Raw genomic sequence first — 21,040 nt, 5'->3', positions numbered from 1 at the left:
AAGCTTTTAGCGCCGGCTTTTCACTGCTCGTTATGGGCTTTACTGGCGAGAAGGCTTATAGATGGAAAATAGAGTTTATCAAAGCCTTTAATAAAATGGAAGCAATGTTAAAAGTCGCTTGCGGTAAGCTATACCATATGAGCTTTAGTCATATAAGGGCTTTAGATAATGCCCTTAAAAACTCTATTTAAAGCCCTTTTTAATATCAGTTATGATGCCTTGTTTTATATCTCTTACAAGGGCGGATTTTGCCCTTGTAAATCCCTCGCTTCTTATATAATTATCAAAAGCGTTTTTTAGATACGCATTAGCCTTTGTGCCTGGGTGATTTACCTTCTTACCAAAGACTACGCCAGATTTTTTATTTGCTAGAGCCCTAGCTTTTTTAACCTTAATCATATGTGGCTTAGTGCTAAAATATACAAATTTAGCATATGGTGCGAGTTTTGTATTGCCTACTACTACTTTTTTATGGCTATAGCTAATGACTTTTATATCTTTTTTTAGATTGCCTGTTTTATATGGAGCTATAGTTTTAGCTTCATTTGCCGTCTCAGTGCCAACTCTAAATAGAAATTTTTTGTAAATTATATTCATTTATATCCTTTATTTAACCTATTAAAATCCGTGGCGTTAGCCACCCATTAGAAGGCTTTTACAAAATTTTCGCAACAAAAAAACTCGAAGGAGTTTTTGGCGAAAATTTGGAGTAAAAATAAAAAAGCCAAACTGGGAAGGGGTTGGGATTTTAAGGGATAGGGGAAACTGTTTTGGCTTTCAAATTTTAGTTTCCCCTGTCCCTTAAAGAAAAGAATTTAAAAAATTTTTTATCGCAAAGAAATTCTTTTTCTTTTAAGGGGGAAGGGGGACGCTTTTTTGGCAGTCGCTACCCCTTCCCCCTTAACAACCCCTAACCCCTTGAAAAAGCCTTTCAAGGTTACTGAGCTAAAGCTCAGATTTTAATAAGGGCAACCCTATATTTATATAATCAATGCTCCGCCGCCTTTTTTGCTTCTTACTATGCTAATGTGAGATAGGGCTAAGGCTAAAGCCCAGAAGCGATCAGCGTGTCCGTATTCATTTCTTTTAGCATCGTATTTAAAGCTTTTAGCCCCTATAGTTCGCTTTATAGCGTGGATATCAGCTATTAAAAGTGGATCATTTGGTATCTTGATGAGCTTATCTTCAAAGGCTTTTTTTAAATTTAGCGCCATCTCTTCTTTTCTAGTGTTAGAAAACCACACGCCACTTACTCTACTTTTAAATTTACTATGCATATTCTCAGCTAAATTCATACCAATACCAGTTTTGTCTATCTTTAAAACGCTAAGCGGATATGTCTTTAAAAAGGCATTTAAATGCTCTTTTTGCTCTTCAAATTTAGCCTTAGCTAGCACATCCATCATAGCAGTTTTATACACTCCATTTTCTAAGATAACTCCAGCTAAGGTTGAGCGGTCATTTACCCTACCTACATCAAATCCAGCATAAATTGTCTCACTACTTTTTGGCGTGAAGTAAGCGGCTTTGTCATCTACGCAAGATTTTATAAGCGATATTGAAAGCAGACTACTCTCATCATCTACAAACTGACACTCATAAGCACTCGCCCAGGTATCAGCATCAAAGAGATCTCTCATAGTCTCAAGATCAAAGTCTAGCCCATCATCTATAGCTCTATAGATATTTACGCAAAAGCGTTTAAACATATAGTATTTGCTCTCATCACTGTAAAGCTCATGAAAAAGGCTATGCTCTTCAAATGGCGTTGAAAGTATGGTTAATCGGCCTTTTATAACTCCGATACTAGGGACAAATGCGTGCCAAATTCTCTTAGGGTTTGGATACCAGGCAAACTCATCCATCCAGATATCACCAGTAAAGCCCTGAACGGTTCTAAAGTTATTAGCTAGAGATTTTATATATGCGCCGTTATCCAGCACTACTTCGTGTTCGCTATCTTTAGCAAAATTTATGCCATACTCCTTAGCCCAGCTTCGCATATATCTCATCAAGATTAAAGCTTGTTCTTCACTAGCAGATAAAAATAGCTGATTACGCCCAGCTACTGCGCCAATTAGTGCATCAGCTGAGCTAACATAAGAAAAGCCTATTTGGCGGCTTTTTAGCACTATTCTAAAGGTATCATTTGAGTTTAAAAATTGACGCTGGTAGTTAAAAAGACCGCCATGGTCTAAAATGCGTTTTTTTAGCTCATTAGCAGTTGGTGAGTTCATATTTATAACTGGGCGTGGTTTTATGCTTTTTACCTTTTTTACGCCATTTTCAAGCTTAGCTAAAGCAGAAACTAGCTCACTCATCATTACAACTTCATCGGTTGATGGGTTAGGCTTTTTGCTTAGCTCTCCAATTTTGGCTTTAGTAAATTTAATAGCATTTTCTATGCTAAAATTCTCTTTTTCATAAGCCTTTAGCCAACTAGCTAGTGTGGGACGGCTAACTCCTGTCTGTTTTGAAAGCGCTAGAGCCGAAACCCCACTTTTAAGCAAATTTACGCACTCTTCTTTAAACTCTTTTGTATATTTCATTATTGTCCTTTTAAGCTCTTTTGCCAGCCTAAGATCTCTCTAGCTTCATGGACGCTTATGATACCGCTATTTATAAGACTTGTTACTATTTCGCCATCATCTTTAAAGTTAGTTACATCAATTGGTTTAAGCCTTAGCTTTATATTGATACTATCAAAAAAACTCTCTATAAGCTCAATTTTTGGCTTTATCTCTATCTCGTTAAACTGATGAAGTTGTCCTATAAGTTCACCGCTTCCCCCAAGAGCTGAGCTTTCAGTAATGCCTAAAAGCCTTGGCGGTAAGCCGTGAGCCGCTACTATCTCATCACGAGCTACTTTTTTAAGCTTCTCAAAGCTAATATCTTCTATATTTCCAAGCTTCTCAAAGCGAATTTTTGCATCTTTATCACCTATATCATTGCCAAATAAAACTAGAGTATTATGTGAGTTTTGATAGCCTTTAAATGAGTTTCCAAAGAAATCTTTAAAGGCATTTAGCTGCTCTTGTGAAGGCTCGGCATTTTCATATATGATAGCCATATCTGGTCTAGCCCCATTATCAAAAAACTTCTCATTGTAAATATCAGCTTTTTGATTTAGCATAATCTGCTTAAGTGTAGCTAAATAATCAGGCTCACCATAGTAGTGGCTTTTGGGGCTATAGTATTTAAGGACAAATCCATCTAGCTTTTTAACTTCACTATTTAAAACTTGGAAAATTTCGCCCTGCTTGCCAAGCCTTAGTTTATTGCCTTTTATATTATACATATAAAAGCTATTTTTATTCCCAGCACTCTCAATCCCAGCATTTCCGTATAGCTCTAAATTTAGAGTAAAAACTTTTAAAAAGTATTTTGGGCTTATACCGCCTGGTAGAAATTTATCTATATTACTCTTTTCTATCTCTATTTGAGAGAGTAAATTTGATTTTATTCTTATGCTTCTTGCGTGATAAACATTTGCGTAATATAGATCTAAAAGCATATCAAAATCACAAAATGGATCTATATACTCATCACTCATGCTATCATCTAATAGTTGCTTACTATCAAAGCTACTTTTATATACAAGTTTCATTTATATCCTTTTTAATTATTTTTAACTACTTTTTACTTCGCTAGAGCCAAGCTAGTCTTTGCGACCAAAGGTGAGCCTTTCACAGAAACCTCGGCTAAAGCCGTCGCATTCGCTGGTTTTGGAAACCCCTAAAGTCCCCGCAGGCGGGGTACCCCATTTATGAGGACTTTCTCAAAGAGAGTGCAAAGCACAAGAGTGTTTGGTTCTTTAGCACGGATTTTGGTTTTTATTCCAAATTTTCGCCAAAAACTCCTTCGAGTTTTTTGTTGCGAAAATTTTGTGCGTTAAAAGAACATAGAGATAGTTTCCCTTATCCCTTAAGATCCCAACCCCTTCCCAGTTTGGCTTTTTTATTTTATAAAAGCTGAGCGTAGCTCGGCAACATTAGAAGGCTTTTTCAAAATTTTCGCAAAAGTAAAATAACCTAAATGGTTGTTTTATTGCGAAAATTTGGAGTGTAAGTTAAGGGGGAAGGGTAAGGTAGCTTCGCTTTTATGTTTCGTAGTGCCGCCAAACGATAGTTAGTATCGTTTGACTATTGCACCACTCATCTGCCAAAAAGCGTCCCCTTTCCCCCTTAAAAATAAAATAATATAGATTACTTCGCTTAACATAAAAATCAAAAAATATTTAAAATTCCAAATTTTTTAATTTCTTTTTTTAAGGGATAGGGGAAACTAAAATTTGAAAGCCAAAACAGTTTCCCCTATCCTATTTTTTACCTACTTTTAACGCACGAACAAGTCCGTGCTAAAGTAGCAAATACTAAAGTCCCTACTCCGTAGGGTTACCCTTAAAAAGAAAAATAATTTCTTTATTATATTAAATACAAAATTCTTATTATAAAATTTGAAAATGTAAAAAATAAAAACCATCTTCCCAAATTTAATTATAAAACCATTACAAATTTATCTCACAGCCTAAATTTATAAATTTTCTTAAATTTTCATCTGGTTAATATCTAGAGTAATTTATTAAATTTAAGCCAAATTTAATGAAAATTTGAAAAATTTATATTAAATTTGCACTTTTTTTAAAAAAAGTGTTAAATTCCCCCCCCCCCATATAAACAATTTAATCTACCTTGCGATATAATCAAATAAGCCTAAGCAAAGGATTAAGCTTAAGGCAAATTTCTTTTAAAAGGATATAATATGAGTTTTAGAATAAACACCAACATAGCAGCTATGAATGCTCATGCTAACTCAGTAGTAAATGATAGAGCTCTTAGTAGCTCACTAGGTCGCCTTAGCTCTGGTCTTAGGATACAAACAGCAGCTGATGATGCCTCAGGGCTTGTTATAGCTGATAGCTTAAAATCTCAAGCAAATTCTCTAGGTCAGGCTATATCTAATGGTAATGACGCTATAGGTATAGTCCAAACAGCTGATAAGGCTATGGATGAGCAGATTAAAATACTTGATACTATTAAAACTAAAGCTATCCAAGCAGCTCAAGATGGACAAAATAGTGATTCAAGAAGAGCTTTACAAAACGATATATCAAGACTACTTGAAGAGCTTGATATGATAGCTACTACTACAAGCTTTAATGGACAACAACTATTAAATGGTAACTTCTCAAACAAAAACTTCCAAATAGGTGCTTATAGCAATGAGACTGCTAAGGTAAGCATAGGGGCTACAAATTCAAATACTATAGGGCATACGAGGTTTGAGACTACGAATAATGCGATATTTTCTACAATTTCAACACTATCTGGCGTAGCAGTTAAATTAAGCGGAATTGATGGTTATCCTAATGGTTATGAATTTCAAAAAGTAGATAATGATACATTTAAAAAAGATGGCTACAAAGCCGTAGCTGAAATGATGAATGGAGTTTCAGATAAAACTGGCGTAAAAGTTAAGGTTAATAATACGCAAATTTTTGGTCCAGTTGCAGCTGGCGATATAAAAGATTTAGTTATTAACGGAGTTAAGATTGGCAATATTAAGGTAAAAGCTAATGATAGCGACGCTGCCCTAATCGGAGCCATCAACGCTAAAAAAGATGAAACTGGAGTAGAAGCAAGTCTAGATAATGGTCGTTTAGTTTTAGCCGCCAAAGATGGTAGATCTATTAGAATGGGTGCAGTATCTACTGGATTAACAACAGTATTTAGTGCTAAAGCTGGTGCTTCACTTGCAAATGTATCGACTGGAGCTACCGGTCATAGTGCTGGTTTAATATATTTAGGAACTATTACATTTATTCGCCAAGACGCTAGAGATATTAAAGCCGGATTAAATAATATGTCTATAGTATCCGGTATGTCGGCAGCAGCTATTAGCGAGGCTTCTATTGCCAGTGCAACATATAATCAAGCTTCAGTAAATCTTAAATATATGAATTCAGGAACTATTAGTTTTTCAATGGCTAAGGCTATGGGATATTTTGATGGCGGATTTTCTAGTGCTTATAGCACAGCCAATCAAGCCGGTGGCGTAAATACTTACGGTGGAGCTCAAGCTATGGTAGATGTGGCTGAGAGTGCTAGAAAAACACTAGATAAACTAAGAGCAGACCTAGGCTCAGTCCAAAACCAATTAGTAGCTACTATTAATAATATCACAGTTACTCAAGTCAATGTCAAATCCGCTGAAAGCCAGATAAGGGATGTGGATTTTGCTAGTGAAAGTGCGAATTTCTCTAAATTCAATATCCTAGCTCAAAGTGGTAGCTATGCTATGAGCCAAGCTAATGCAGTTCAACAAAATATATTAAGATTGTTACAGTAAATTAAATTTTAAACTTCTATAAAAGCTGAGCTTTAGCTCAGCAACCTTGAAAGGCTTTTTCAAAATTTTTAAATTCTTTCTTTAAGGGACAGGGGAAACTATTTTTACCTACTTTTAACGGCGTAGCAAAGCCACGCCTAAAGTAGCAAACACTAAAGTCCCCATAAATGGGGTACCCCACTCGTGGGGACTTTAGGTGGGTCAAGGAAGCGTAGCTCCTTGTCTCAAAGGTCGGCTTTGCTGACCTGCGAAGTTAAAAACAGTTTCCCCTATCCCTTAAAAATCAGGGTCCCTTCCCAGTTTGGCATTTTTATTTTATAAAATTTTCGCAATAAAAAACTCGAAGGAGTTTTTGGCGAAAATTCGGAGTGTAATCCTTGACCCACATAAAGTCGGCAACTCTATTAAAATCCGTGGCGTAAGCCACCCCTTGAAAGGCTTTTACAAGGGGTTGAGGGTTGTTAAGGGGGAAGGGCAAGGTAGCTTCGCTCTTATGTTTCGCAGCATCGTTAAATGATGGCTATCCATCATTTAACTATCACGCTACTCAACTGCCAAAAAAGCGTCTCCCTTCCCACTTAAAAATAAATTCTTAACTTCGCACGGCAACAAGTTGCCGTTTGCGACAGGGAGTTACACTCCCTTGACCCACCTGAAGTCCCTACTGCGTAGGGTGACCCCTATTTGCTTCAAATTTGTTTTATAAAATCTGAGCGAAAGCTCAGCAACCTTGAAAGGCTTTTATAAAATTTTCGCTATAAAAATTATCAAATTTAATATTTAAAATCCAATTTTAATCTATTGAAAATTTAATTTTATAAATGCTTAATGCGCTTTTGGATATAATCTAGCCTAATCATTTCTAAGGAAATCTATGAAAGAAATAATACTAGTAGGCCGTCCAAATGTCGGTAAAAGCTCACTTTTTAACCGCTTAGCTAGACAAAGAATTGCTATAACTAGCGAAGTTAGTGGCACTACAAGAGATACAAATAAGACTGAAATTCAAATCGATGATAAAAGCTGTATATTAATAGATAGTGGCGGAATAGATGAGAGTAATGAGCTATTTATAAATGTCAAAAATAACACATTAAACGCTGCAAAATATGCTGATATTATAATCTTTATGGTAGATGGAAAGATGCTTCCTGATGATGTAGATAAAAAGCTATTTTACTCTTTATTAAAATTAAATAAGCCAATTGCACTAGTTGTAAATAAAGTCGATAGCAAAAAAGATGAAGAGCGTAGCTGGGAGTTTAATGAATTTGGCGCTAGTGTGGTTTTTAATCTATCTGTAAGCCACGCTACTGGGGTTGATGAGCTTTGTGAGTGGATCTATAAGCAACTACCAAAATCAAATTTAAAAGCTGACGCTGATGAATTTGATGAGTTTTTAGAAGATTTTAATGATAATGGTGAGTTGGATTTAGACAATAAAGCTATAGATTATGAGAATAAAAATATAAAAGTTGGTATAGTTGGCCGTGTAAATGTAGGCAAATCAAGTCTATTAAACGCACTTGTAAATGATAATCGCTCAGTAGTAAGTAGCATAGCTGGGACTACGATTGATCCTGTCAATGAGAGTTTTGTCTATGATGGTAGGGTCTTTGAATTTGTCGATACTGCTGGGATTAGAAAGCGTGGTAAAATAGAAGGGATAGAGAAATACGCCCTAAATCGCACCCAAAAAATCTTAGAAGTAGCCGATATAGCTCTGCTTGTGCTAGATGCGAGTGAGCCATTTACAGAGCTTGATGAGAGAATCGCTGGGCTAGTGGGGAAATTTGAGCTTGGTGTGATTATCGTGCTAAATAAATGGGATAAGGAGCATGATGAGTTTGATAAGGTCGCATTTGAGATTAGAGATAGATTTAAATTTCTAGCTTATGCTCCGATTATTAGTGTTTCAGCACTTGGTAAAAAGCGAATTCACAAGCTCTATCCACTCATAAAAGAGATATATCAAAACTACACTCAAAGGATTAAAACTTCAGAGCTAAACGCACTCATAGAAGAGGCTGTAAAAACCCATCCGATACCAAGAGATCATGGCAAGATTGTTAAGATTTTCTATGCGGCTCAGTTTGGATTTGCGCCACCAAAGATCGCTTTAGTGATGAATAAGCCTAGATCTTTACACTTTAGCTATAAAAGGTATTTGCTAAATAAGCTTAGAGAGAGATTTAGCTTAAATGGAACTCCAGTAGTTTTAATACCAAAAAATAAGGGCAAAAATGAGACAGACTTATAAAAATATAATTTTAATAGGATTCATGGGCGTTGGCAAGGGTAGCGTAGCTAGGGTTTTAGCTCGTAAGTTAAGAGTTTTTGCTATTGATGGAGATGATTTGATAGAGAGCTTTGCTAATAAAAAGATTAGAAAAATCTTTGAAGATGATGGCGAGGCTGAGTTTAGAAAGATAGAAAAGAGCCTAGCTAAATTCTTAGAAAAATCTGTAAATGGCTCTGTTATATCCACTGGTGGCGGATTTTATAAGGTTAAAAATTTAAACAAAATTGGCACCGTAATCTACCTAAAATCAAGCTTTGATAAAATAATGGAGCGTATCGCAAATTCCCCAAATGCGGATAAAAAACTAGCCAAAAGACCGCTTTTAAGCGATTTATCTAAGGCTAAAGCCTTACACAAAGAGCGTGATGAGGCTTATGCTAAAAAGGCTGATTTAATCATAAATGTAGAGAATAAAACTCCAGAACAAATAGCTACAAAAATCATAAAATTACTAAATAAAAAGTATCTAAAAGGATAAAATTTGAGAACTCTAACAGGACTTCAACCATCTGGCAAACTCCACTTAGGCAACTACTTTGCTAGTATCAAGCCGATGATAGATAGGCAAAATAGTAGCAATGATGAGATGTTTATATTCATAGCTAATTACCACGCTATGACCTCTTTAAATGATGCTAAATCGCTCAAAGCCAACACTATAGAGGCTGCTGCTGCATTCTTATCACTTGGGATAGACTCTAATCGCTCTACATTTTGGGTTCAAAGCGATGTTAAAGATGTCTTAGAGCTATATTGGATACTATCTCAGCTTACACCAATGGGGCTAGTAGAGAGAGCTCACGCTTATAAAGATAAGGTCGCTAAGGGCTTAGAGGCTAATCATGGATTATTTAGCTACCCTATTTTGATGGCGGCTGATATTTTGCTTTTTAATGCTGATAAAATCCCTGTAGGAAAGGATCAAATCCAGCATGTAGAGATAGCACGAGATTTAGCACTTAAATTTAATAACACCTATAAAGAGATATTTACCCTACCTAAGGCTGATATAGCTCAAGATCTAGCCACCATACCAGGGACTGATGGGGCTAAAATGAGTAAGAGCTATAAAAATACAATTGATATATTTAGCGATGCTAAGACGCTTAAAAAGCAGTGTAATTCGGTTGTAACTAATAGCACTCCCCTTGAAGAGCCAAAAGATTGGCAAAGTTGTAATATTTATGCGATTGCTAGGCTATTTTTAAATGAAAAAGAGCTAGGAAATTTACAAGATAGATATGCTAAAGGTGGCGAAGGATATGGGCATTTTAAGGCGTATTTAAATGAGCTTGTGTGGAATTATTTCGCACCTGCTAGGGATAAATTTGATTACTATATGAATAACCAAAATGAGATTATAGAGATACTAAATGAAGGTGGCAAAAAGGCTCAAAAAATATCAAATGAAACAATGGAAAAAGTAAGAGATTTTGTAGGAATTTATTAAGGAAGGATTATGATAAATTTAAGATTGATAGAGACAAATTATGATGAATTTAATGCCAAATTAAAGGCTAAAAAGGTTGGTGATGGAGTGCTTGCTAATCTTTTAGAAGCTTATAATTTACTTAAGGCTAAAAAGCTTGAACTAGAAAATCTTCAAGCCATACAAAACTCAAAAAGCAAAGAATTAGGCATAAAATCTAGAAATAAAGAGGATATAAGTGAGCTAAAAATGAAGCTTGAAGCTAATAAAAAAGATCTTCAAGCACTATCTGGCGTGGTAAATGAGCTAGAGTTAAATTTAGAAAAAATAGCCAAAAGCGTGCCAAATATCATAGATGATGATGTTCCGCTAGGCAATGATGAAGATGATAATATCTGTATTTTAAATGTTTTAAGCCCAAGGGAATTTGACTTTACCCCAAAAGAGCACCACGAGCTGGGCGAAGCACTTGGGTGGCTGGACTTTGCTACTGGGGCTAAGATATCAGGAAGTAGATTTACAATTCTTAGAGGCGATGGGGCAAGACTCTCAAGAGCACTTGTAAATTTTATGATTGATTTTAATACAAGCCGTGGGTTTGAGCTTGTTAATGTGCCGTTTTTGGTGAGTTCCAACACACTTTATGGCACAGGTCAGCTACCTAAATTTGCTGAGGATTTATATAAAGTAGATGGAGAAGATCTATATCTCATCCCTACAAGCGAAGTGCCTGTAACAAATATATATAATGATGAGATTATACCAGCTGATAAACTACCTATTAAAATGACTTGCTACTCATCTTGCTTTAGACAAGAAGCTGGGAGTGCTGGTCGTGATACTAGGGGTATGATTAGGCAACATCAATTTGAAAAAGTAGAGCTAGTAGCCATCACTAAAGCTGATAAAAGCGATGAAATGCTAAGTGAGATGGTAAGCTGTGCTAGTGATATGCTAACTGCTCTTGGCTTACCGCACCGCCATATGATGCTATGTAGTGGGGATCTGGGCTTTAGTGCTGCTAAGACAATTGATTTAGAAGTGTGGCTACCAGGTCAAGGCAAATATAGGGAGATTAGCTCAATCTCAAATACTCGTGATTTTCAAGCTAGACGCGCTAAAATCAGATATAAAGATGATAAGAAAAATCTTTTAGCCCATACGCTAAATGGCTCTAGCCTTGCAGTTGGTAGAACGCTAATTGCCATAATGGAAAATTATCAAAATAGCGATGGCTCAATAACTATTCCAGAAGTTTTGAAAAAGTATTTCTAATTAGGAATTTAAAGTGGCAGATGAATTAACAGAGTTAGAACAAGATGGGCAAGAAGTAGTAATCCTAGATAAAGATGCGGATTCTAGCGATGATATTGTATCTATAGAATCCACAGAAGCACCCGCTCTAAATCCTACTACAGATGAGGATTTAAAAGATATAGAAGATAGTGATGATACGCCAAAATCTCAACTTAACAAAAGGCTAATAATTATAATAGCCTTTGGTTTATTGGCTCTAATTTTGTTAATTACTATTATTATATTCTCAAGCTCTAAAGAAGAAACCATTCAAACCCAGCCAAATTCGCAAAAAGATGTAGAACCTATCACCATACCTACAATAACGCAAAAATTTCAAAATTCCAAAATCGATAGTATGCTAATCAAAGCTAATAAACTATACGAAAGTGGCAACAAAATCGAAGCACTCAAACTATATGAAAATATCGCACTATATAATGAATCTCTATCTAAATATAATCTTGGCGTATCTAAGATGAATCAAGGGCTATTTAAAGATGCTATTGAGACATTTAAAGAGGCCATTAGCAATAACGAAAATATCACAGTAAGTGCTATTAATATAGCAGTGTGTGCTTTGGAAATTGGCGATGAAGAGCTATTTAAATACTATATTGACTTAGCAAATGCCTTTATAAACAGAGATAGTGATGTGAATTTATATGAGTTTTATAATGCATTAGTGAGCTTTTACCGCGGATTTTATATAGAGGCTTTACACACTTTAGAGCTATCAAATTCAAAATATTACACCAGTCAAAAAAAGTATCTAAGATCAAAAATCCTAAGCTATCTCCACGAAGATAAAGAGGCGATTAAAGCCATTAAAGCCGCTCAAGACTATGATATAAACTTACCTCTTGGGCTTTTATACGCACGACTTGGCGAGTATAAAGAGGCTAAGCAGTATCTAAATAAAGCCCTAATAGATGAGAAAAACGCCCCATTAACCCATCTAGCCATATCTTTAATCGATCTTAAAACAGGCGAATTTGCCTCCACAGCCAAAATCTTAAAAATGCTAAATGATAATAACTCCACCTTTATACAAGATACATATCCTATTAAAACTATATTAAATCCAGAGATATTTGATATAAATTTAGCCCAAAAAAACTACGATACAAATAGATTTTTTAGCCAAAATACCCTATATCAAATTCTATTTTATTTCACTCCATATAAGGCATTTGACCCTAAACAGACAATTGAATATATCAGAAAAGGTGGATTAAGCCTATTTGTAGATGAAAATAGCGTAGCAGATGAGTATCTACAAACTAGTGGAGCAGTATCCAAAGCCAACGCAATGCTATCTCAAGCCATATTCAAAGCACTTAATAATAATTTAAGAGAGGCAAATAGCGACTTTTTAGAGATTACAAAACTATACCCAAATCACTCAATTGTCCAATTCAATCTAGCTCTTACATTTGCTCAGCTTGGGGATTTTGCTCAAGCATACAAGCACTTTGTTACTAGCTATCATCTTGATCCGCTAAATTATATAGCTGGAGCCTACGCTATAATAACTGCTCAAATGATAAGCAAAGATTCAAGGCGTCTTACAAATGAAGTGCTAGATAATATAGAATTAGACCCAAATTTAGATCAAAATAATATCTACAAAGCTATGATTCAGCTCACTCAAGGCAATGAGAGTGCACTAAATAACTGGCTAGATCAAAACCGCAATGATAGTGTTCTAAATATCGTATTTAACATAATTTCAGCCTATGTAACCAAAAGAAGTGAGATTATAGCTCCAGCTACTAGCAAGTTAAACGAAAAGCTACCAAATGATGTATTAACCAATATTATATACTCAGCTACTAGATTTGATACTAAAAATATTAAAAATTACGCTAAAGATATTCAAATCAAATTTCTAACAACAAAACTAGATAAAGGCGCGTTATATGGCGGCGCTTCTATCATAAGAAGTGAGTATATAAAGCTTTTACAAATTGCAGGGCTTTTACATAAAGAGCGTGAAAGTATCGTAGCTGATCTAAAAGTCTCTACTAAAAATACTAAAGATATTTTATACACTTTAGCATATCTAGATCTATTCACAGGCCACTATGAAGAGTCCTACACCATATATAATGAGCTAATAAATAATGAGAATATAGATGACGCAAATACGCTATTTTTAGCCAGTGTAGCAAGCATTGGAGCTAATCACCCAGATAGTGCTATTGGTTATTTAGAACTTGCTAAACTCACCAATCCAACCTACAGCGAAGCTAGATTAGCCCTTGGGTTATTATATCAAGAAGTTGGAAATATAGAAGCTGCTATAACCCAGTATAATGGACTAGGCGATAGCGGATATAAAAGTGAGTTTTTCACATTTAAATTAGAATAACCTACCTAATATGTCCCTCGCCCCTAATGATATACTTATATGTCGTTAGCTCATCAACGCCCACAGGGCCACGGGCGTGCATTTTCCCAGTGCTAATACCGATCTCTCCACCAAAGCCAAACTCGCCACCATCGCTAAATCTAGTTGAAGCATTCGCATACACACAAGCACTATCAACTAAGCTTAAAAATCTCTCACACGCACTATAATCATCGCTTACTATAGCTTCGCTATGACCGCTACTATGCCTATCTATATGCTCTATAGCATCATCAAATCCACTTACTACCTTTAAATTTAGCTTAAAATCCAAATACTCATTATCATAGCTATCCTTGCTAGCCTCTTGGCACTCTATTATCTGATTAGCTCTTTTACAACCATAAATTATAACCCCAAATTTATCTAACTGACTTTTTAATAGCGGTAAAAACTCACTCGCCAAATCTTCATCTACTAGCACGCTCTCAGCAGCGTTACACACTCCAGGGCGTGAGCATTTGGCATTTATACATATATCTAAGGCTTTTTTGATATTTGCAAATTTATGTATATAGATATGGCAAACGCCTTTATCATGCTTTAGCACAGGCACACTTGAGTTAGAGCTTACAAATTTCACCAGCCCTTCGCCACCCCTTGGCACCACCAAATCCAGATATTTATCCATTTTGATAAAATCCAAAATCTCATCTCTGCTAATATCAAAATACTCAACACAACCGCCATACTCTTTTAAGCTATCTTTGATAATCTCCACAATAGCCAAATTTGTATTTATCGCCTCTTTCCCGCCTTTTAACGCACATCCATTAGCGCTTTTAATAGCTAAAGCCACAACTTCAGCCGTTACATTCGGGCGAGATTCATATATGATAGCAATCACTCCAAGCGGGACGCTGATTTTTTCTATTTTTAAGCCATCTTTTGTTATCCAACCATCTTTTATTTTGCCTATTGGATCTTTTAATAACGCTATATCTTTAATGCTTTTAGCTAAATTTTTTATGCGATTTTCATCTAATTTTAATCTATCTTGAAGTGCTAGACTTAGATTTTTAGCATTTTGTAAATCTATAGCGTTAGCTTTTATAATCTTATCTATATTTTGCTCTATAGAATTAGCTATATTTTCTATTAAATTTGCTCTTTGATTTTGGTTTAAAATTTGTAATTTTTTGGTAGATTTTTTTAATTCTTGTAATCTTTTTTCCATAGCTCTGCCTAAATTTTTTATCTATATTAGCAAGTTTTTATTAAATTTACCCTTTTATTCTCTCTAAAAATCTCTCCAAAGCACCACTTTGACCAATGCGATATAGAGCAAAATCATATTTAATCGGATCATTTGGGTCAAAAATCGCAAGATTATTGCTAATTTGCAAAGCGGCCTTATAATCATAGCTTTTTCTATCACAAAGCCCAATTGCTTGAGTAACTTTATGAGTGTGAGTATCAAGCGGTAAGATTAAATTTGATTTATCAATACTCTTAAAAACTCCAAGATCAATATCCCTATCCCTTACCATCCATCTAAGCCACATATTATAGCGTTTATACGGACTTTTTGGCTCATTTTCAAAAACCTTGCCAAAGAAAAACTCATACCCACTAGAGCGATAATTATTTAGCTGATATAATGACTTTATAAGCTCGTTTATACCATAAATTACCTTGCCATTTTGTGTATTACTAGATATTATATACTCGAAATTTAACTCCCTAGCCCTAGACATAGTGATAAAAATCTGCGCTACATCAACGATATTTTGAAATCTATACAACCAGCCATTTTTAATCACAAAATCATAAATCTTGCTCTCATCTAAATTTAAAATATCAAACTCCAAACTATTTAAAAACTTCACAATCGCCCTAGCATTTCCATAGGCAAAAAGAGCACAAATCAGCGTTTTAATTGGATCATTTTTAAATTTCCTAGCCACTTGCAATGGATCAGCAGCACTATACAGACCATCTATACTATTTGCTCTAGCTAACTCATCATCTAAAGCTAGTTTAAGCCTATCCATCACTGCTTAATACTCAAAAGCGAATTAAGCATTTGATCTACCGTGGTGATGATTTTAGCTGCTGCTCCATAGCTACTTTGAAAGCGAATTAAATTTGATAGCTCCTCATCCATATTTACCCCGCTAATGCTTTGGTGCTGGGAATACACACTAGCATATAGCGATTGATTAGTTGTGTTTAGAGCTATTATAGATTCAGTTCTACTAGCTATATCAGAAGTCAAATAGCGATAATACCCAACTATACTCTCATTTTTCACACTACCATCTTTATTTATAAAATCTATCTGTTTGGTTTGGAGCTGTATCATCTCATTTGCCATAGTGTTATCGCCATCGATTGGGGCTTTATTTCCTTTAATTTTTGAGCTATCAGCTCTTAGACTTTGCTCTACTTGCATATTTGCTGCCTTATCCCCTTCAAAGAATTGGCTCATACCAAACACACCAGCAAAATTAGTCCCATTATCCTCAATCGATATAGTATATTCACCCTCAGCTTGTTTAGGCAAAAATCCCAAATGCCCCATACCATTTTTCTCATCATATGTATATATCGCTTCAAAGTAATCATCTAAGTCATTATTTAGGTTGTTATCATTATTCCCATCGACATTGGAGTTAAACTGCGATACGATCGAATTTCCTTGCCTTGTATCATTCATTGTAGTTGAAGCGTCGATATTTATCTGTTTTGTAGCGACAATATTTCCACTTGTATCATACACATTTACAGTAAAGCTACCATTTTTGATATATGAGCTATGATTTTGGAGTGGCTTTTCTGGTACCATATCCTTTAAATCCACACTTGTCATAGAGTTTTGTGCTGATAGGGCATAAATATTATTTGTATTTACTATCATAGTAGTAGCAAAGGTATCTAAATTATTTCTAAAATCCGTAATAGTCCCATCAGTTAAATTCCCATCTCCATCAAGATTTCTACCACGCATATCAAGCATCGCACCTAATTTACCATTGGTGATTTTGCTACTCATCTCTATTCTAGTCTCATCATTTAACTCATAATAAATAGTAGCAAATCCATCTTTTGAGCCTTGCGTATCTAACTTCAATGGATGGAAATTTGACCCTTCTACTATGGTAATGCCATCTATACTAAGAGTATAGTCCTTACCTTGGTCTGTCATACTGCCACCATATCTACTATCAGAGAGTATATCATTTTTAAAAGTTGATATATTTAGCAAATTTGCCATTGTAGATTCTAGTTGGTCGCGCTTATCTCTAAGGTCATTAGCATTGATTGTCCCGCCTTTAGTCTCTACTGCTTGAATTTGCTTATTTAAATCAGCGATTTGCTGACCAAGGCGGTTAATCTCATCAACTGCCAAAACTATATCGTCATTGATTTTAGAGTGGATATTTTGTAGCTGATAAGCTGTATCGTTTATCCTATTTGTTAGGGTTGTGGTGATATTTAATAAATTTGCCTTTTGGCTTGCTTCATATGAGTGAGAGGCAAAGTCATTCCACGCTTGATAGTAATTTTGTATATCATTTAATAAACCAGTATCTTGCAAATCTGGAAATCTCTGCGCTATCTCTTTTAAAACCTGCTCTTTATATGCCGTGCTCTCCTTATTTGAAGAGGCATTTTTAAGCTTAGTAAAAGTAAATTCATCGTGAATTCTAACAATTGTATCAACCTTAACCCCAAGCCCTATATCTCCAGGAGCCGAGTGTAACGGACTAGCAGCAGATTGAACAACCCTTTGCCTTGTATAGTAATCACTATTTACATTTGTGATATTATGGCCTGTTACTTGAATTTGAATTTGAGCTGCGTTCAGTCCGCTTACCCCAGTATATAAAGAATCGAAAATTCCCATATCAAACCCTTAATTTAAGTAGTTTTTCAGCATCTGCTAAGCTAGAGTTTTTACTATCTCCATATGAACTAGCCGTATTTTGCGCTCCCATCATCGCCTTTAGCAAAGAGTCGTAAAATTCCTTGACTACCACTACAGATTTAGCATACTCCTTATTTACTTTATGAAGTCTCTCTAAAGAGCTTCGTAAATCGCCTAGCCTATCTTTTATCTCATCTGATAAAATACTAGCAAGATCTGTTCCACTACTAGCTTGTGCGAGTTTGATTAATTCGTTATCTAATTGCGATTTTGTCTTTTCAAATTTACGGACTAACTCATTTTTTTTCTTAGTGTGCTCATCTACAGATGAGTGGTCAGCTTTTTGAATGTTTTGTATATCTTGATTTGTGATTGAAATTAGCTCTTCAAGCTCTGCTATAGCTTCATCTAAGTATTGTTTTATCATATTTTGCTCCTTTTAACTCAAAGGAGCAAAAATTACATCAAAGAGTCGGCAATCTTCTTAGAAAGGGCGTCTATATCTATCTTATATTCGCCATTTTGTATCATCGCAGATAACTCTTTTATCTTGTTATTAGTGCTACTTTGAGTTTGTGTTATATCTTCGTTTTTCTTATTTTCGTTTTTTGGCGTTGCTATACTACTATATATACCACTTGCTTTTATAGAACCTATCATTATAAATCCTTTTTAGCTAATTTCATTTAAGCTAAATCGGAAAAATTCAGCTTTTATTTAGGCTCTGGCTTTTAAAAAATCATATAGCATTTGCGAAAATCCAAATCCACCGCTTAATGCCCTACTCATCGCATCATTATACATTGAGTTATAAATTTTATCTCCTGGGTCTTTTGGAAATAGTGGATTTTCATTTTTTAAGGCAATATCCAAAACCTCTTTAACCAAAAACGCCTCAAAAGCATCAGTTTGCTCCCTAAGTGCTGCGTCATCTATAGCTCTTTCTTTTCCTAAATTTTGTGTATTTGCTGCGTCATATGCATTAAGCGCAACACTTGTATCTACTCTCATTATATCACCTCTACACCAGCGTGGATCGCTCCAGCTCGTTTTAAATTCTCAATAATAGCTATTATCTCTTTTGGGGTGGCACCTAGCTTATTTAACGCTCTTGTGATATTTGCCACCGTGGTATCCCTTTCATTTATCTTAATCATATTTGTATTGGTATTGATAGCTACATTACCTATATCAACATCGCCATCAGCTAAGGCAGCTGGATCAAATCCGCCATTATCAATCTGTATTGTGATAGCTCCATGTGAGATTATCACAGGCTCAACCTTGATATTTACCCCACTAACTACCGTGCCAGTTCGCTCATCGATTATAATCTTATCTTCAGCCTTATAATCCATATCAATGTCAAGCACACTAGCTAAAAACTCAACCATACTAATCCTATCAGGCTTTGTCAAACTAATCGTCCTAGGGTCTAAAGCCACCGCAGAGCCACCGCCAAATTTAGCTATAATCGCATTTTGCATATCAATCGCAGTTTGAAAGCTAGAGTTTTTTAAACTCAAATTCGCATTTGGCTTATTGTATATATCATACACAACCTCTTTTTCTACCAAAGCTCCACTTAATATAGTCGCAACCGTTGGGTGATTACCACCCTTTGCTGTAGAGCCACCAAGTGTCAAAGCCCCTTGTGCTAAAGCGTATATATCGCCATCAACGCCCTTTAACGCAGTTAGCAATAGCGTTCCACCAATTAAATTTTTCGCATCACCAATGGAGCTTACCGTTACATCTAAGCTATCGCCTTGACGGGCAAATGGTGGCAACTTCGCCGTTACCATAACCGCAGCTGTGTTTTTAGATTTAATATCATTTGGATTTATTTTGACATTTACCGTTTGAAGCATATTTGATAGCGATTGAATGGTAAATTCGCTACTACTACCATCGCCAGTGCCATTTAAACCAACTACCAAGCCATAGCCGATAAGTTGGTTTTCACGCACACCAACAACACTAGCTAAGTCTTTAATAACCGCCGCCTTAGCCGCCACCGCTATTAAAAGCCATAAAAGTGCGATCTTTAGAAGTTTCATACAAGCCCTTTATCTAAATTTCTACACTATTTAAGCAATTATTATTCCTATTTTTACTTCGCAGCTGAGCTAAGCCCAGCTTTACGACAAGCCCCATCGGCTTGACCCCGCACTAAAGTCCCTACTTCGTAGGGTTACCCTTATTTTTAACTTCGCAAACTAGCCAAGCTAGTCTTTGCGATAAACTTTAGAAAAGTTTAATCAAACTAAAGTCCCCACAAGTGGGGTACCCCTTATTTTTAACTTCGCAGCTGAGCTAAGCCCAGCTTTACGACAAGCCCCATCGGCTTGACCCCGCACTAAAGTCCCTACTTCGTAGGGTTACCCTATTTGCTTCAAATTTGTTTTATAAAATCCGTGGCGTAAGCCACCCCTTAGAAGGCTTTTTCAAGGGGTTAGGGGTTGTTAAGGGGGAAGGGGTAGCGACTGCCAAAAAAGCGTCCCCCTTTCCACTTAAAATTCTTAACTTCGCCACACGAGCTAAGCCCAGCTTTGCGACAATTTTTTTAATTTCTTTTTTTAAGGGACAGGGGAAACTAAAATTTGAAAGCCAAAACAGTTTCCCCTATCCCTTAAGATCCCAACCCCTTCCCAGTTTGGCATTTTTATTTTTACTCCAAATTTTCGCCAAAAACTCCTTCGAGTTTTTTATTGCGAAAATTTTGTGGCGTAAGCCACCCCTTAGAAGGCTTTTTCAAGGGGTTAGGGGTTGTTAAGGGGGAAGGGGTAGCGACTGCCAAAAAAGCGTCCCCCTTTCCACTTAAAATTCTTAACTTCGCCACACGAGCTAAGCCCAGCTTTGCGACAATTTTTTTAATTTCTTTTTTTAAGGGACAGGGGAAACTAAAATTTGAAAGCCAAAACAGTTTCCCCTATCCCTTAAGATCCCAACCCCTTCCCAGTTTGGCATTTTTATTTTATAAAATTTTCGCAATAAAAAACTCGAAGGAGTTTTTGGCGAAAATTTGGAGTGTAATCCTTGACCCACATAAAGTCGGCAACCCTATTAAAATCCGTGGCGTAAGCCACCCCTTGAAAGGCTTTTTCAAGGGGTTAGGGGTTGTTAAGGGGGAAGGGGTAGCGACTGCCAAAAAAGCGTCCCCCTTTCCACTTAAAAAGAAAAATTTAAATTTTCTAAAAATTTTTATTATAAATTTGGAATGTAAAAAAGTGGGGGAAGGTAGCTTCACTTTTATATTTTGTAGTGCCGTCAAACGATAGTTAGTATCGTTTGACTATCACGCTTTATATTGCTTTACTTCATTTACAATGATGGCTTTTGCTTAGCTACCAACAAAAGCCACAAAAATATAATAATATA

General features: G+C 35.8%; 18 protein-coding genes. 8 read left to right on the top strand and 10 right to left on the bottom strand.

Annotated elements, in window-relative coordinates; genetic code table 11:
* The first annotated feature begins 32 nt into the window (after positions 1-32).
* On the top strand, positions 33-191 hold the full coding sequence (locus CSUIS_RS08705) for a hypothetical protein (protein WP_086298547.1): 159 nt from the start codon (positions 33-35) through the stop codon (positions 189-191).
* Here the strand turns inward: CSUIS_RS08705 and CSUIS_RS02295 are convergent.
* The 3 genes from CSUIS_RS02295 to CSUIS_RS02285 all read right to left on the bottom strand — a co-directional run bounded on the left by CSUIS_RS02295 (position 184) and on the right by CSUIS_RS02285 (position 3,607).
* Positions 184-597, bottom strand: coding sequence for an HK97 gp10 family phage protein (locus CSUIS_RS02295; protein WP_086296940.1), 414 nt, complete (start codon positions 595-597; stop codon positions 184-186). The two genes, CSUIS_RS08705 and CSUIS_RS02295, sit on opposite strands and share 8 nt — an antisense overlap.
* A 383-nt stretch (positions 598-980) precedes the next feature.
* Complete coding sequence (locus tag CSUIS_RS02290; protein WP_086296939.1) at positions 981-2,549, bottom strand: terminase large subunit domain-containing protein; 1,569 nt, start codon at positions 2,547-2,549, stop codon at positions 981-983.
* Positions 2,549-3,607, bottom strand: a complete 1,059-nt coding sequence (locus CSUIS_RS02285; RefSeq protein ID WP_086296938.1) for a phage portal protein — start codon at positions 3,605-3,607, stop codon at positions 2,549-2,551. The genes CSUIS_RS02290 and CSUIS_RS02285 overlap by 1 nt, the downstream gene beginning before the upstream one ends.
* Before the next feature lie 1,154 nt (positions 3,608-4,761).
* On the opposite strand from CSUIS_RS02285, the gene CSUIS_RS02280 reads away from it, so the two are divergent.
* From CSUIS_RS02280 to CSUIS_RS02255, 6 genes are all read left to right on the top strand, one after another.
* Positions 4,762-6,348 (top strand): flagellin B, encoded by a 1,587-nt coding sequence (locus CSUIS_RS02280; protein ID WP_086296937.1) that lies wholly within the window; start codon positions 4,762-4,764, stop codon positions 6,346-6,348.
* Positions 6,349-7,222: 874 nt separating this feature from the next.
* Positions 7,223-8,608: a ribosome biogenesis GTPase Der gene (gene der, locus CSUIS_RS02275; RefSeq protein ID WP_086296936.1), complete on the top strand. Its 1,386-nt coding sequence runs from the start codon at positions 7,223-7,225 to the stop codon at positions 8,606-8,608.
* Positions 8,592-9,128, top strand: a complete 537-nt coding sequence (locus tag CSUIS_RS02270) for a shikimate kinase (protein WP_086238122.1) — start codon at positions 8,592-8,594, stop codon at positions 9,126-9,128. Before der ends, CSUIS_RS02270 begins: the two co-directional genes overlap by 17 nt.
* 3 nt (positions 9,129-9,131) lie before the next feature.
* A complete protein-coding gene (trpS, locus tag CSUIS_RS02265) occupies positions 9,132-10,100 on the top strand; it encodes a tryptophan--tRNA ligase (protein ID WP_086296935.1) in 969 nt (322 codons plus the stop codon).
* A gap of 9 nt (positions 10,101-10,109) precedes the next feature.
* A complete protein-coding gene (serS, locus tag CSUIS_RS02260) occupies positions 10,110-11,354 on the top strand; it encodes a serine--tRNA ligase (protein WP_086296934.1) in 1,245 nt (414 codons plus the stop codon).
* Between the two features lie 13 nt (positions 11,355-11,367).
* On the top strand, positions 11,368-13,749 hold the full coding sequence (locus CSUIS_RS02255) for a tetratricopeptide repeat protein (protein WP_086296933.1): 2,382 nt from the start codon (positions 11,368-11,370) through the stop codon (positions 13,747-13,749).
* 1 nt (position 13,750) lies between these two features.
* On the opposite strand, the gene CSUIS_RS02250 is transcribed toward CSUIS_RS02255, so the two are convergent.
* The 7 genes from CSUIS_RS02250 to CSUIS_RS02220 are packed head-to-tail and all read right to left on the bottom strand — an operon-like array spanning position 13,751 to position 19,719.
* The gene (locus CSUIS_RS02250) at positions 13,751-14,965 is read right to left on the bottom strand and encodes a glutamate-5-semialdehyde dehydrogenase (protein ID WP_086296932.1); all 1,215 of its coding nucleotides are present in this window, start codon (positions 14,963-14,965) and stop codon (positions 13,751-13,753) included.
* Between the two features lie 46 nt (positions 14,966-15,011).
* The gene (locus CSUIS_RS02245; protein WP_086242626.1) at positions 15,012-15,782 is read right to left on the bottom strand and encodes a TIGR02757 family protein; all 771 of its coding nucleotides are present in this window, start codon (positions 15,780-15,782) and stop codon (positions 15,012-15,014) included.
* Positions 15,782-17,638: a flagellar hook-associated protein FlgK gene (gene flgK / locus CSUIS_RS02240; RefSeq protein ID WP_086296931.1), complete on the bottom strand. Its 1,857-nt coding sequence runs from the start codon at positions 17,636-17,638 to the stop codon at positions 15,782-15,784. Before flgK ends, CSUIS_RS02245 begins: the two co-directional genes overlap by 1 nt.
* 1 nt (position 17,639) lies before the next feature.
* Positions 17,640-18,086, bottom strand: a complete 447-nt coding sequence (flgN, locus tag CSUIS_RS02235) for a flagellar export chaperone FlgN (protein WP_086296930.1) — start codon at positions 18,084-18,086, stop codon at positions 17,640-17,642.
* 32 nt (positions 18,087-18,118) lie between these two features.
* Complete coding sequence (locus CSUIS_RS02230) at positions 18,119-18,319, bottom strand: flagellar biosynthesis anti-sigma factor FlgM (RefSeq protein ID WP_086296928.1); 201 nt, start codon at positions 18,317-18,319, stop codon at positions 18,119-18,121.
* A 57-nt stretch (positions 18,320-18,376) separates the two neighbouring features.
* Entirely contained in the window at positions 18,377-18,670 is a 294-nt protein-coding gene (locus CSUIS_RS02225) for a rod-binding protein (protein ID WP_086238104.1), read from the bottom strand.
* Positions 18,670-19,719 carry a flagellar basal body P-ring protein FlgI gene (locus CSUIS_RS02220; RefSeq protein WP_086238103.1) on the bottom strand — a complete coding sequence of 350 codons (1,050 nt, stop codon included), beginning with the start codon at positions 19,717-19,719 and terminating at the stop codon, positions 18,670-18,672. The genes CSUIS_RS02225 and CSUIS_RS02220 overlap by 1 nt, the downstream gene beginning before the upstream one ends.
* Before the next feature lie 651 nt (positions 19,720-20,370).
* On the opposite strand from CSUIS_RS02220, the gene CSUIS_RS02215 reads away from it, so the two are divergent.
* Positions 20,371-20,940 (top strand): hypothetical protein, encoded by a 570-nt coding sequence (locus tag CSUIS_RS02215; RefSeq protein WP_086296927.1) that lies wholly within the window; start codon positions 20,371-20,373, stop codon positions 20,938-20,940.
* Positions 20,941-21,040: the final 100 nt, after the last annotated feature.

It is taken from the genome of Campylobacter porcelli (assembly GCF_002139855.1).
GTDB lineage: Bacteria > Campylobacterota > Campylobacteria > Campylobacterales > Campylobacteraceae > Campylobacter > Campylobacter porcelli.
This window is presented reverse-complemented; position numbering and strand designations above follow the sequence as displayed.